The sequence below is a fragment of the Collinsella sp. LCP21S3_D3 genome (assembly GCF_052118305.1).
Taxonomy (GTDB): Bacteria; Actinomycetota; Coriobacteriia; order Coriobacteriales; family Coriobacteriaceae; genus Collinsella.
This window is the reverse complement of record NZ_JBQKHK010000005.1, coordinates 17,365-30,411: the sequence shown is the minus strand read 5'-3', so window position 1 is coordinate 30,411 and position 13,047 is coordinate 17,365. Positions and strand designations below refer to the sequence as shown.

The 13,047-nt window shown below is 62.0% G+C and carries 8 protein-coding genes; 3 read left to right on the top strand and 5 right to left on the bottom strand.

Annotation, left to right across the window (positions count from 1 at the left end):
* The first annotated feature begins 3 nt into the window (after positions 1-3).
* On the top strand, positions 4-1,155 hold the full coding sequence (locus ACTQ1S_RS03375) for a diguanylate cyclase domain-containing protein (RefSeq protein ID WP_441547068.1): 1,152 nt from the start codon (positions 4-6) through the stop codon (positions 1,153-1,155).
* Here ACTQ1S_RS03375 and ACTQ1S_RS03370 read toward each other — a convergent pair.
* From ACTQ1S_RS03370 to ACTQ1S_RS03360, 3 genes are all read right to left on the bottom strand, one after another.
* Positions 1,152-1,997, bottom strand: a complete 846-nt coding sequence (locus tag ACTQ1S_RS03370; RefSeq protein ID WP_441547067.1) for a hypothetical protein — start codon at positions 1,995-1,997, stop codon at positions 1,152-1,154. The two genes, ACTQ1S_RS03375 and ACTQ1S_RS03370, sit on opposite strands and share 4 nt — an antisense overlap.
* 135 nt (positions 1,998-2,132) lie before the next feature.
* Positions 2,133-3,068, bottom strand: coding sequence for a DMT family transporter (locus tag ACTQ1S_RS03365; protein ID WP_441068751.1), 936 nt, complete (start codon positions 3,066-3,068; stop codon positions 2,133-2,135).
* A 100-nt stretch (positions 3,069-3,168) separates the two neighbouring features.
* Entirely contained in the window at positions 3,169-6,915 is a 3,747-nt protein-coding gene (locus ACTQ1S_RS03360) for a phosphoribosylformylglycinamidine synthase (protein ID WP_427747911.1), read from the bottom strand.
* Positions 6,916-7,099: 184 nt separating this feature from the next.
* On the opposite strand from ACTQ1S_RS03360, the gene ACTQ1S_RS03355 reads away from it, so the two are divergent.
* A complete protein-coding gene (locus tag ACTQ1S_RS03355) occupies positions 7,100-8,662 on the top strand; it encodes a cation:proton antiporter domain-containing protein (RefSeq protein ID WP_441547066.1) in 1,563 nt (520 codons plus the stop codon).
* 408 nt (positions 8,663-9,070) lie between these two features.
* On the opposite strand, the gene ACTQ1S_RS03350 is transcribed toward ACTQ1S_RS03355, so the two are convergent.
* Positions 9,071-9,820: an SDR family NAD(P)-dependent oxidoreductase gene (locus ACTQ1S_RS03350; protein ID WP_441033393.1), complete on the bottom strand. Its 750-nt coding sequence runs from the start codon at positions 9,818-9,820 to the stop codon at positions 9,071-9,073.
* A 213-nt stretch (positions 9,821-10,033) separates the two neighbouring features.
* Complete coding sequence (locus ACTQ1S_RS03345) at positions 10,034-11,377, bottom strand: homoserine dehydrogenase (RefSeq protein ID WP_427729157.1); 1,344 nt, start codon at positions 11,375-11,377, stop codon at positions 10,034-10,036.
* 250 nt (positions 11,378-11,627) lie between these two features.
* Here ACTQ1S_RS03345 and ACTQ1S_RS03340 point away from each other — a divergent pair, with 250 nt between their 5' ends.
* Positions 11,628-12,794: an ABC transporter substrate-binding protein gene (locus ACTQ1S_RS03340; RefSeq protein WP_441547065.1), complete on the top strand. Its 1,167-nt coding sequence runs from the start codon at positions 11,628-11,630 to the stop codon at positions 12,792-12,794.
* Positions 12,795-13,047 lie beyond the last annotated feature (253 nt).

The window sequence follows — 13,047 nt, the reverse complement described above, 5'->3', positions numbered from 1 at the left end:
GAGATGGGCCTGGTGGTTAAGGCGCTCAAGATTGAGATATTCCTGCTAAGCATGATTGTTCTTATCGGGCTTGCCGTGCGGAGTCGTCGCTCCTTGTTCTCGAGCACCCAGCAGCTATTGTTTAGCATGCTTGGCTACACCTCTGCCGCGTACATATTATTCGATATGATCTGGGTGCTATTGGATGGTGTGGACGGCGCGTTGGGCATTGCTGTCAACTGGATTTCCAACGCGGTTTCGTTTTCGCTCTTTGCCATCGTGTGTCTCACTTGGTTTATCTATTCCGAGACGGTGCAGGGTTCTCGCCTTTTGGCCTCGCGCTATAGGGTGGTGCTTGTAGCGTCGCCTACGGTTCTGGTGGTCGTGCTGGCGTTTACCAGTTACTGGACGCACGCCCTGTTCTATATCGATTCGCAGGGCGTGTATAGTCGCGGCTTTGCTTATATGATCCAGCCCATTGTCAGCTACTGTTACGTTATACATACGTCCCTACATGCGTTTGTGCAATCTCGCAGGGTCGAGAGCCTGCAGACGAAGACCATCTATCGAACCTTGGCATTTTTCGCCATTCCGGCCCTGGTGGGCGGTACCTTTCAGGTTGTATACTCGTTGCCCGGCCTTTGTGTCGGCATAATGATTAGCATATTGCTGCTCTACATTGTCTTCCAGGAGCAGCTTATCTCGACCGACCCGTTGACTGGCCTCAACAATCGCAACCGTTTTGAGATCTATATACTGTCGCTCTTCTCAAATGTGGATCAGGCCAAAGACGTGTATCTGCTTGTGATGGACGCCGACGGCTTTAAGCAGATTAACGACCGCTATGGACATGTGGAGGGCGACCACGCTCTTCAGGTCATATCCGCTGCGCTCAAAGAAGTCTGCTCGGCGTCTGGTAGCTTTATCGCGCGTTATGGCGGCGATGAGTTCGTGGTGCTTCAAAAGGCGATAGCGGAGCAGGATATCTTGCATCTGTGCGCGGCAATCAACGACGAGCTCGCGCGCGCTGAGGTTCCGTATCTGTTGCGGATGTCCATCGGCTACGCACGGGTTGGTGATGGCGTCGATACCTGGCAAGACTTGCTCCGTGCTGCCGACGCGGAGCTCTACCGCGTAAAGCGCGAGAAGAAGAAAGTCGGCGTCCAGATACGCTAGAAAAAAGGGGCGCACGACCGTTGCGATGGTCGTGCGCCCCTTCTGCGCTTTCGGGGACTAGTATCGGCTGTCGAAGATGCGCCTCGTCTTTTTCTCGGAGCGCGGCAGCTCACCAGGCGCGGCGTGGCATCGCCATGGTTTTCGATGGGGTTAAACGCGTCTGCAGTCTTGCCGCTGGAGTAGGCGTCTGCAATCTGCGGCAGGCGCTCGTTAACCTCGCCATGGGCGGTAAACGAACGGCGCGGGAAGATAACCCATTTGGGATCCTTCTCAAAGGTGCCAGCGGGATGTGCGACGGTATGCTCGGGTACCTCCAAATAGGTTGAGGCGTGACATACGCGGGTGGTGGGGCGCACGATAACGGGCGTATGGTAGCGCTCCGAGATTTCAAATGCCTCTTGCATCATCGCGTAACCCTGCTCCAGATTTTGCGGATCGAGCACGGGGATCTTCGCAAATGCGGCAAAGCGGCGCGTATCCTGCTCGGTTTGAGAGGAGATGGGGCCGGGATCATCGGCAACAAACAGCACCAGACCGCCCTTGATGCCCACGTAGTTGAGGCTCATGAGCGGGTCGGAGGCAACGTTTAGTCCGACTTGTTTGCAGGTAAAAAGGCAGCGCGCTCCTGCATACGATGCGCCTGCCAGCACCTCGAGCGCGGCTTTTTCGTTGGTCGACCACTCGACGTGGACACCCTCGGCACTACCTTGGGCCTTGAGTTTGGCAACTGTCTCGACAAGTTCCGTCGACGGCGTGCCCGGGTAACCGGCGACCACGCGAACGCCCGCCGCAAGCGCGGCATACGCAAAGGCCTGGTTTCCCATAACCAGTTTCTTATGCATCTGTATCCCCTCGATGTCGCCGGCGCGTTACGGCAAGACGGCGTCTGCCGCCGCGACTCGGTACGAAATCAACGAGATACAGTGTACTCCATTAAGCTAAAGTGAGAGCTGCCCTTTTCAAAACGGGGTGGTTTGTTAGGCCTTTTTAGGTTTGTTGACAATGATGATGCCACTGCAGACCAAGAGCAGGGCCACAATTACGGTAACGGGGCTCGTGCCAGCACCCTCTCCGAGCAACAACGCGCTCAACAGCACGCCAAAGACCGGGTTCATAAAGCCAAAGACCGAAACGCGGCTAACGGGGTTGACGGCGAGTAGGCGGGACCACAGCGAGTACGCGACGGCGGAAATGAGCGCCATATAAATGATGAGCGCGATGGCGGGGGCGATTTCGGTGGGGAATAGCGCGCCGCCCATCAAAGACCCGATGGCGGTAAGGACCAAACCGCCGACCAAAAACTGCCAGCCGGCGAGCAAGACGCCGTCATGCTCGCGCGAGAAGATGCCAATGAGGCAGGTCGACAGGGCGCCCGCAATAGTGGAAGCCAAGATAAATCCCTCGCCGTCGAGTGTAAAGCCAAAGGTGCCGTCCGCACCCGAAAGGTTGACGAATGCGACGCCGGCAAAGCCCAGTACGCAGCCGAGTACCTTGGTCGCATCGAGCTTTTCGGTGCGAAACGCCAGAGCGGCAAAGAGGATGGCGAGGAAGTTGGCGCTGGCCTCGATGATGGAACTCGACATGGCGCTGGCGCGCGAGAGTCCCAGGTAGAAAAAGAAGTACTGCCCGATAGTCTGGAAGAGCGACAGGATGCAGATGGGCTTAATGTCGCGAGCCTGTGGAACGAGTGGGCAGCGCTGGGCCGCGCTCATCCCAACGATAACCAGGGCGCCGGCAAGCGTGAAGCGCAAGCCCGCAAAGAGCAGTTGCGAGGCGCTATCGTGCGCGGGGATGCCAAAGAGCTCATAGCCGATCTTGATGCAGGGGAAAGCCGACCCCCAGAGTGCGCAGCAGACGAGGCAGCCCAGGATGAGTCCGGGCAGGGTGGCGAGATACGGCTTGCGGCTTTCCATGATGTCCTTCCTGTATGCGCGAAGTAAAAAAGAACCCGCCACCGGGTGTGCCGGTGGCGGGTGTTGTTACCCGAGGGGATTGTACCCGATGGGAACGTATTTAAGCGAAGTAGGCTACGCCGCTCTCAAAGATCGGCATGAACTTATCGCCGGGGACATGCTCGGGCACGTTGCGGTACAGGTTGTCGCCGCGACGCTCGGCATGGCCCATCTTGCCCAGGACGCGGCCGTCGGGGCTCGTGATGCCCTCGATGGCGAGCGCGGAGCCGTTGGGGTTGACGGAGAGATCCATGCTGGGCTTGCCATCCTCGCCCACGTACTGCGTGGCGACCTGGCCGTTGGCGATCAGCTGGGCGAGAACTTCATCGTTGGCGACAAAGCGGCCCTCGCCGTGGCTGATGGCGACGGTGTAGGGGTCGTCCAGACTGCACTGCGACAGCCACGGGGACAGGTTGGACGAGATGCGGGTGCGCACCAGACGGCTCTGATGGCGACCGATGGTGTTGAACGTCAGCGTGGGCGCATCGGGCGTGGCGTCGACGATGTCGCCGTAGGGCACCAGGCCGAGCTTGATCAGGGCCTGGAAGCCGTTGCAGATGCCCAGCATCAGGCCGTCGCGGGCCTTGAGCAGGTCGCGGACTGCCTCGGTGACCTCGGGAGCGCGGAAGAACGCCGTGATGAACTTGGCGGAGCCGTCGGGCTCGTCGCCGCCCGAGAAGCCGCCGGGAATCATGACGATCTGGCTTGCACGGATGCGGCGGGCGAGCTCGTGGGTGCTCTCGGCGACGGCCTCGGGCGTGAGGTTGTTGATCACGAAGGTGTCGGCCTCGGCGCCGGCGGCGCGGAAGGCGCGGGCGCTATCGTACTCGCAGTTGTTGCCGGGGAACACAGGGATGATCACGCGCGGGCGGGCGATCTTGGCGCCGCCGTACACGTGGATATCCTTGGCGCGGAAGTCGATGGCCTCGACCTCGGGGGTCTCGCCGGCGCTGCGGTAGGCGAAGACGCCCTCGATACCGCTCTCCCAGGCCTCCTGGAGCTCGGCGAGCTCGATGACTTCGGAGCCGGTGTCGATGACATAGCCCTCGACGGTGGTACCCAGGGGCTCGACGACAACGCCGTCGGCGACCTCGGGCAGCTCGGCGTCCTCGGCGAGCTCGACGATAAAGCTGCCGTAGAGCGGGGTGAAGAGGCTCTCCACGTCCACATCTTCGGCAAGCTCGATACCGATCTGGTTGCCGACGCACATCTTAAAGAGGCTCTCGGCGCCGCAGCCGTAGCCGGGCGTGGAGACGGCCAGGGCGTCGCCGGTAGCGGTGAGCGCCTCGACGGCGTCAAACGCGGCGAGCAGCTGCTGGGCATCGGGGCGGTAGTCCTCGCCATAGGTGGCGGGGGCAATGCGAACGACGCGGTGCGTGAGGCCCTTAAACTCGGGGGAGACGGCGCGGGCGGCACGGCCCACGGCGACAGCGAAGCTGATCAGGGTCGGCGGAACGTTGAGCTCGCCGGCCTCGTCCTCAAACGAGCCGCTCATGGAATCCTTGCCGCCGATGGCGCCGGCACCCAGGTCGACCTGGGCCATAAGGGCGCCCAGGACGGCTGCCATGGGCTTGCCCCAACGTTCGGGCTCGGTGCGCAGGCGCTCAAAGTACTCCTGGAAGGAGAGGTAGGCGCGCTTGTGCTCAAAGCCGGCGGCAACGAGCTTGGCGATGGACTCGACCACGGACAGGTAGGCGCCTGCAAACTGGTCGGCCTCCATCAGGTAGGGGTTGAAGCCCCATGCCATAGCGCTCGCCGTGGTGGTCTCGCCGTCCACGGGGAACTTGGCGACCATGGCAGAGCTCGGGGTGAGCTGCGTCTTGCCGCCAAAGGGCATGAGCACGGTAGCGGCACCGATGGTGGAGTCGAAGCGCTCGGAAAGGCCCTTGTTGGAGGCGACGTTGAGATCGGTGACAAGCGAGGTCATGCGCTCGGCAAGCGTGGTGCCGGCCCAGCTGGGTTGCCACACGCTACGGGCACACACGTGGGCGACCTGGTGCTTGGGTGCGCCGTTGGAGTTGAGGAACTCGCGGGACAGATCGACGATGGCGACGCCGTTCCAGGCCATACGCATGCGCGGCTCGGCGGTAACCTCGGCGATGACGGTCGCCTCCAGGTTCTCCTCGGCGGCATAACCCATGAACTCCTCGACGTCACCGTCGGCGACGGCGCAGGCCATGCGCTCCTGGGACTCGGAGATAGCGAGCTCGGTTCCGTCCAGGCCGTCGTACTTCTTGGTCACGGTGTCCAGGTCGACATACAGGCCGTCGGCAAGCTCGCCCACGGCGACCGAGACGCCGCCGGCGCCAAAGTCGTTGCAGCGCTTGATCAGGCGGCAGGCGTCGCCGCGGCGGAACAGACGCTGCAGCTTGCGCTCGACCGGGGCGTTGCCCTTCTGGACCTCGGCACCCGAGGTTTCGATGGAATCGGTATTCTGGGTCTTGGAGGAGCCGGTGGCGCCGCCGATGCCGTCACGGCCGGTGCGACCGCCCAGCAGGATGATCTTGTCGGTGGGGGCGGGGCACTCGCGACGCACGTGGTTTGCCGGGGTGGCGCCCACGACGGCGCCGACCTCCATGCGCTTGGCCACGTAGCCGGGGTGATAGAGTTCGTTGACCTGACCGGTGGCAAGGCCGATCTGGTTGCCGTAGCTGGAGTAGCCGGCGGCAGCGGTGGTCACGAGCTTGCGCTGCGGCAGCTTGCCCTCGAGCGTCTCGGAGACCGGGACGGTGGGGTCGCCGGCGCCGGTGACGCGCATGGCCTGGTACACATAGCTGCGGCCAGAGAGCGGGTCGCGGATGGCGCCGCCCACGCAGGTGGCGGCACCGCCGAAGGGCTCGATCTCGGTCGGGTGGTTGTGGGTCTCGTTCTTAAACAGGAACAGCCAGTCCTGGTCCTCGCCGTCGACATCGACCTTCACCTTGACGGTGCAGGCGTTGATCTCCTCGGACTCGTCGACATCGGTCATGACGCCGGTCTTCTTAAGGTACTTGGCACCGATGGTGCCCATGTCCATGAGGCAGACGGGCTTGGCGTCGCGACCGAGCTCGTGGCGCATCTCCATATAGCGGTCGAAGGCCTGCTGTACCACGGCGTCATCGATTGTCACGTCGTCCAGGACGGTACCGAAGGTGGTGTGGCGGCAGTGGTCGGACCAATAGGTGTCGATCACGCGGATCTCGGTGATGGTGGGGTCGCGGTCCTCATCGCGGAAGTACTGCTGGCAGAAGGCGATGTCCGCCTCGTCCATGGCAAGGCCGCGCTCGGAGATAAAGGCGGCAAGGCCGGCCTCGTCGAGTTCGCGGAAGCCGTCGAGCACCTCGACGGGCTGGGGCTCGGGGGTCTCCATGTACAGCGTCTCGGGTAGGTCGAGCGAGGCGATGCGGGCCTCGACGGGATTCACCACGTAGTGCTTGATCGCCTCGATGGCGGCTTCGTCCAGAGCGCCCGAGATCATATAGACCTTGGCGGAGCGCACGGCGGGGCGCTCGCCCTGGCTGATGAGCTGCACGCACTCGCTGGCGGAGTCGGCGCGCTGGTCAAACTGGCCAGGCAGGAATTCGACGGCAAAGACGGCGCCATCGCTTGCGGGGAGTTCGTCGTAGGTCACATCGACCTGGGGCTCGCTAAAGACGGTCGGCACGCAGGAGCGGAAAAGCTCCTCGTCGATGCCCTCGACGTCGTAGCGGTTGATGATCCTCAGGGCCTCGATGCCCTTGATGCCGAGAATTTCGGTCAGCTCGCCCTTGAGCTGCTGAGCCTCGACGTCGAACCCGGGTTTCTTCTCCACGTAAATACGAGAGACCATTGGTTCCTGCCTTCCTGATCGGTTGGGCGTACGGTGCGGTATGCGGCAGCGGTCGGTTTGCGGGACAAGCCTCGCGGTCGCCTTGAGCCACATGTTTGTAAACGTCACTATGATACGACAGCTCATGGCGTATTGAGGACGGCGAGGGTGCTACAGTGAAGCGCAAACAAGAGAAAGGCATCACATGGCATTCGTTTCGCTCGCCATCATCGCGCTTGTGGCTTTCGCAAGCCCCTTTATCGCATCGGCGATTCCCGGAAAGCCCGTTCCCGAGACGGTTTTTTTGCTCGTGTTCGGCGCGGTGCTGGGACCTCACATGCTCGGCGTCATCCATGTAGATGCCGAGGTATCGCTTGTGTCCGAGCTCGGTCTGGCCTTTTTGTTCCTGCTTGCCGGCTTTGAGATCGACCCCAAGAACATCACGGGCGTCGAGGGACGCTACGGTATGGCGACGTGGGTCGTCACGTTTGGCATCGCCTGGCTTGCCGTGCGCTTTACCCCGTGGTTCTCGGTCAGCCATTTCGACGGTATCGCCGTGACGCTGGCGCTCACTTCGACGGCGCTCGGCACGCTCGTGCCCATCATGCGTGAGCGTTCGCTGACCGGCACGCGCGTGGGCGACTCCATCCTTGCCTATGGCACGTGGGGAGAGCTCGGTCCCGTGCTTGCCATGTCGGTGCTGCTCTCCGCTCGTACTGGTATCCAGACGCTCGTGATCCTTGGCTTGTTTGCACTGGTCTGTGTGCTGTTGGCCGTGGTTCCGAGCCGCTCCAAGCGCGTTGGCAGCCGCTTCTTTGCGTTTGTCGAGGAACGGGCCGACACGACGTCGCAGACATTCGTGCGCCTGACGGTGCTCATCCTGGTCACACTCGTGGCATTTTCCGCCATCTTTGACCTCGACATCGTGTTGGGCTCTTTTGCCGCTGGCTTTGTCCTGCGCTATATCATCCTCGAGGGCAACCATACGCTCGAGACCAAGCTCGATGGCCTGGCCTATGGCTTTTTGATTCCGGTGTTCTTTACCGTGTCGGGCGCAAAGATTGACCTGACGGCCGTGGCGTCGCGCCCGGGTCTGCTCGTGGGCTTTATCGCGGCGTTGCTGATCATTCGCGCCGTGCCGATCCTTGTCTCTATGAGCATTTGTCCCGCGACACGTGACGTTTCGGCGTATGGCCGCATTACCGTGGCCCTGTACTGCACCACGGCCCTGCCGATCATCGTTGCCGTGACGAGTGTGGCCGTCAACGCAGGCGCTCTGTCGCAAGACGTCGCCTCGGTTATGGTAGCCGCCGGTGCCATCACGGTGTTCTTGATGCCGCTGCTCGCGCAGCTCTTCTATCGCGTGGTCGATGCCGCGCCGGCCACTGCCGTGGTGGAGGTCGCCGAGCACCCTGCCGACGCACTCGATATCCTGCGCGCTCACCACGACCTAGCGAGCCTGCTCGCGCGCGAGCACGAATTGCTGACCTCGCATGGTCACGGTCGTTCGCTCGACGGCATACCTACCCTTGATTCCATTGCTGACCGCCTCTCGATCGAGGCGGCGAGCGGCCACATCGATGCCCGCATCGTGGACGCCGCTCATTTGCTGGCTGAGAAGACCTATGGCGACGAGATCGACCCGTCCAAGCTGACTCCGCGTGAGCGCCGCCGCCTGGAGCGCGCCAAGCTCGCCGTGCGCGAATACCGTCGCCGCATGCTGGAGCTCTACGCACGCGATGAAGCCCAGGACGACGATGGCAAATAACGAGATGCTTCCCTAGGGGAAGCCGCGTCCCGCTTTAAAGACCCGAAACGGGACGCAGTTTCCGCATCGGCCCCCATCGGGAAGTCACATCCCAGAATGGACGCCCAGAGTGGGATGCGGTTTCCGCTTTGGACTCCTGCCGGAAAGCGCGTCCCAGTCTGAAGGTTCAAAATGGGATGCGCTTTCCGAATCAAAGGCCTTGCGGAAAGCGCGTCCCAGAATTGGCGTTCAAAACGGGGCGCATTTTCCGAAACATGGCCCTGAGGGAAGCTGTGTCCCGTTCGGAGCTGAAATACCGGGACGCAGTTTCCCTTACAAACAGAAGAAGGCGCGCTGCCTGCGGTTGATGCAGGCAGCGCGCCTTTTGCGTCGGGCCTCGTTGAGGTTCGAAGTCGTGGCTTGCGACCTTTAGGAGCGGGCGGCTCCGTCGACGGGGAGCACGGCGCCCGTGACGTAGGAGGACATGTCGCTCGCCAGGAAAACAAAGGCGTTGGCGACATCCTCGGGCTCGCCCATGCGACCCAGCGGAATGGTGGCGATGATGGGCTTGATGACCTCTTCGGGCAGGTTGGCGACCATATCGGTCTTGGTTACGCCGGGTGCGACGGCATTGACGCGAATGCCCATGGGGGCGAGCTCGCGCGAGAGCGACTGGACCATGCCGTTGACGGCAAACTTGGACGTGGGGTAACCGACGCCGGAGGGCTGACCGTACTTGGCGACCATCGAGCTCGTGGTGGTGATGGTGCCGCCGTGGCCGGCCTCGGTCATAATCTTGGCGGCCGCCTGGTGACCGTTAAAGACGGCGACGACGTTGAGGTCCATGACTTTGGCGAACTCCTCGGCCGTGTAGTCCAAAAGCGGCGAGCGCTGGGAGATGCCGGCGTTGTTGACGACCGTGTCCAAGCCGCCCATGTCGGTTGCAGCCTGGGTAAAAGCCTCGGTCACGGCCTCGAGTGAGGTGAGGTCGCAGGAGCGGCCCCAGACCTTGGCGTCGGGATAGGCGGCCGCCAGCTTCTCAACGGCCGCGTCGGCAGTCTCCTGGCGCGAGCCAAAGACGGTGACTGCGGCGCCCTCTTCGATAAAACGGCAGGCGATGGCATAGCCGATACCGCGCGTGCCTCCGGTGACGATTGCTTTCTTGCCCTCGAGCAACATAGTGCTTCCTCTCATCGCGGGCGGACATTCTCAGCCAGCGTAGCGGTAGCCGGAATCGACCGCGTTTGCATATCGGTGAACGGTAGCGTGCGTTACCGATGAGCGGCTCGCGCAAATGTGCTCTGCCGTTGTGCTTAGGGCAGGAGGCAAAAGGGCTCCCGTCCCACATCGGACGGGAGCCCTCAAAGCGCGTATTGCTAGGCGAGCGTTGGGTTAGTTGGCCATGACGCCTTCGGTCCAGGCCTCGACGTTCTCGATGCGCAGGACGTTGGCGACCTCGGCCACGCAGTCGACGCTGGCAAGCTCGGCGGCGGCAGCCTGGACGTCCTTCTCGAGCGCGCGGTGCGTCAGGAAGATGACCGAGCAGGCATCGCTGACGCCCGACTTGCCGTCCTCGACCTGGTTGATGAGCGAGATCGAGATGTTGTGCTTGGCAAAGATATCGACCGTCTCGGACAGGGCACCCACGCGGTCGGCGACCTTCAGGCGCACATAGTACTTGGTCTGGAGCTCGTCCATGGGCTTAAAGGCGAGGTTGTGGCCATAGGGCTCAATCTCGGGCAGCGGAGCCACGCCGCGGCTGATCTGCTCGGAGAGCGACAGGATATCGCCCACGACAGCACTCGCGGTGGGGAAGGAGCCTGCGCCCGCGCCGTAGAACATGGTCTCGCCCACGGCGTCACCCACCACGTAGACGGCGTTCATGGCGCCGTTGACCTTGGCGAGCATGTGGTCGGCGGGGATCAGCGTGGGATGCACGCGGACGTCGACGCCGGCGTCGGTGTTGCGGGCGATGCCGAGCAGCTTAATGGTGTAGCCGAGCTCGCGGGCCTGGGCGATGTCCTCGGCACCGATGGTACGGATACCCTGCTGGTACACATCGTCGGTGGTCACGCGGGTGCCAAAGCCGATGGAGGCGAGAATCGCCGTCTTGCTGGCGGCGTCGAAGCCGTCGACGTCGGCGGACGGGTCGGCCTCGGCATAGCCCTTGGCCTGCGCGTCGGCAAGCACGTCGGCGTAATCGGCGCCCTCGGCGTCCATGCGCGACAGGATGTAGTTGGTGGTGCCGTTGAGGATGCCGGCGATGGTCAGGATCTTGTTGCCCACCAGGTCGTGCTCGAGCGTGCTCACGATGGGGATGCCGCCGCCGCAGCTGGCCTCGCACTTAATCTGCACGCCGCACGCGCGCGCCTTCTCGGCAAGCGTCTCGACGTGGCGGCCCAACAGGGCCTTGTTGGCAGAGACGACGTGCTTGCCGTGCTCAAAGGCGGTGGTGAAGATCTCGGTCGCGGGATGCTCGCCGCCGATCAGCTCGACGACGATATCGACGGCGGGGTCGGTAACGACGTCGTGCCAGTCACTCGTAAAGGCCTCGCGCTCAATACCGGCTGCCTCGGCCTGCTCCCAGGCAAGCGCGCAGGCGCGGGTCAGCTTAAGGTCGATGCCGTAGGCGGCCAGGTACTCATCGTGGTGGCTCTTGATCAGACGGGCCACGCCGCCGCCGACGGTTCCCAGACCGATCAGACCGACGTTCACGGTGCGCAGGGGTTCGCTCATAGATAGCTCCTTCGTGCATCTTATAGATTGATTGATCAAGTAATGTTGAGTGCATTCTAGCGTGAACCGAGAGCGCGCGCTCGCCAGGCAACAGGAGTCGCACAAAACGGCACCCCCGAAACGCTGCGGAAACATTGGAAACATGCTCGCTACAAACGAACTTCCGTAACAAACTGTCAACGTTTGCGCCATAAGGTTTGCCCCGTACCGCAAGACGGCCGCACCGCGGCCAGCGAAAAAGGGGGACACCATGTTCAACATCAACAGCACGCTCAGCCGTAGGAACTTTCTCGCCGGCGCCGCGGCGCTCGGCAGCGCTGCCGCACTCGCTGGTTGCTCGTCGGGTGGCTCGGACGGCGGCTCCGCCGATGACGGTAAGACCTTCAAGGTCGGTGTCATCGGCCCTCTGACCGGCGCCGCGGCAACCTATGGCGTTTCGGCCGAGAAGGGTGCCAAGCTCGCCGCCAAGGATTTCTCGACCAAGGATCTCAAACTCTCGCTTAAGTCCGAGGATGACGTCGCCGACGGCGAGAAGGCCATCAACGCCTTCAATACCTTGTGCGACTGGGGCATGCAGGCGCTCGTCGGCCCCGTCACGACTGGTGCCGCCGTCGCCGTCTCGGGCGAGATCGCCGACGATATGCTCATGGTCACGCCTTCGGCCTCGTCGCTCGACGTCACCAAGGATAAGACCACGGTCTTTCAGGTTTGCTTCACCGATCCCACCATGGGCGCCAGCGCCGCGAAGTTCCTGGCCGAGAAGTATGCAGACGCCAAGATCGCCCTGTTCTACAACTCCGGCGATACGTATAGCTCGGGCGTTGCCGACGCTTTTGCCGAGCAGGCCAAGGCGTCCAAGCTCGATATCGTCGATACCGAGACCTTTAAGGACGACTCTTCCACGAGCTTTACCAACCAGCTCACCAAGGCCAAGGAGGCCGGCGCCACGCTTATCTTTGCCCCGATCTATTACACGCCGGCGTCCGTCCTGCTCAAGAACGCCAAGGACATGGGCTACGAAATGACCCTCATGGGCACCGACGGCATGGACGGCCTGCTCTCCGTTGAGGGCTTCGACACCTCTCTTGCCGAGGGCGTGCTGCTCATGACCCCGTTCTCTGCCGACGATGAGAAGAACGCCGACTTCGTCAAGGCATATAAGGACGCCTACAACGAGACGCCCAACCAGTTTGCCGCCGATGCTTATGACTGCATCCACGCGATTGTCGAGGCAATCGATGAGGCGGACATCGACATTACGGTCGACGGCGCCGACATTGCCGGCGACCTTGCCAAGGCTATGCGCAAGATCAAGATTGAGGGCCTGACAGGCGAGCTCACGTGGAACGACGAGGGCCAAGTCGAGAAGCCCGCTACGGCCTATGTGATTCAGGACGGCAAGTACATCGCCGCCTAAGTGCATATAACGAGACCGGTGGGGCCATGTTATTCAGGGCAGGAAAGCTTGTAACAAAACGGAAACATTACTTTCACACAATAAAATCTCTAAACTGTATAAACCGACAAAAATACGCATAATTATGGATAAATGGACAAGGCAAAAGAAAAGTTGAAATAATCGCCACTTTTCTCAACTAAAGCGTCTACTATTTTGCGAACGCCGAAGACGGCGGAGGATGGCCTGTCGGGTAACCGAAACCCGACGAGAT

Excerpts from the sequence above, each read along its gene's own strand:
- ACTQ1S_RS03345 (WP_427729157.1), bottom strand. The coding sequence starts at position 11,377 with ATGAGCGAACCCCTGCGCACCGTGAACGTCGGTCTGATCGGTCTGGGA.
- ACTQ1S_RS03350 (WP_441033393.1), bottom strand. The coding sequence starts at position 9,820 with ATGTTGCTCGAGGGCAAGAAAGCAATCGTCACCGGAGGCACGCGCGGT.
- ACTQ1S_RS03355 (WP_441547066.1), top strand. The coding sequence starts at position 7,100 with ATGGCATTCGTTTCGCTCGCCATCATCGCGCTTGTGGCTTTCGCAAGC.
- ACTQ1S_RS03370 (WP_441547067.1), bottom strand. The coding sequence starts at position 1,997 with ATGCATAAGAAACTGGTTATGGGAAACCAGGCCTTTGCGTATGCCGCG.
- ACTQ1S_RS03360 (WP_427747911.1), bottom strand. The coding sequence starts at position 6,915 with ATGGTCTCTCGTATTTACGTGGAGAAGAAACCCGGGTTCGACGTCGAG.
- ACTQ1S_RS03340 (WP_441547065.1), top strand. The coding sequence starts at position 11,628 with ATGTTCAACATCAACAGCACGCTCAGCCGTAGGAACTTTCTCGCCGGC.
- ACTQ1S_RS03375 (WP_441547068.1), top strand. The coding sequence starts at position 4 with ATGGGCCTGGTGGTTAAGGCGCTCAAGATTGAGATATTCCTGCTAAGC.
- ACTQ1S_RS03365 (WP_441068751.1), bottom strand. The coding sequence starts at position 3,068 with ATGGAAAGCCGCAAGCCGTATCTCGCCACCCTGCCCGGACTCATCCTG.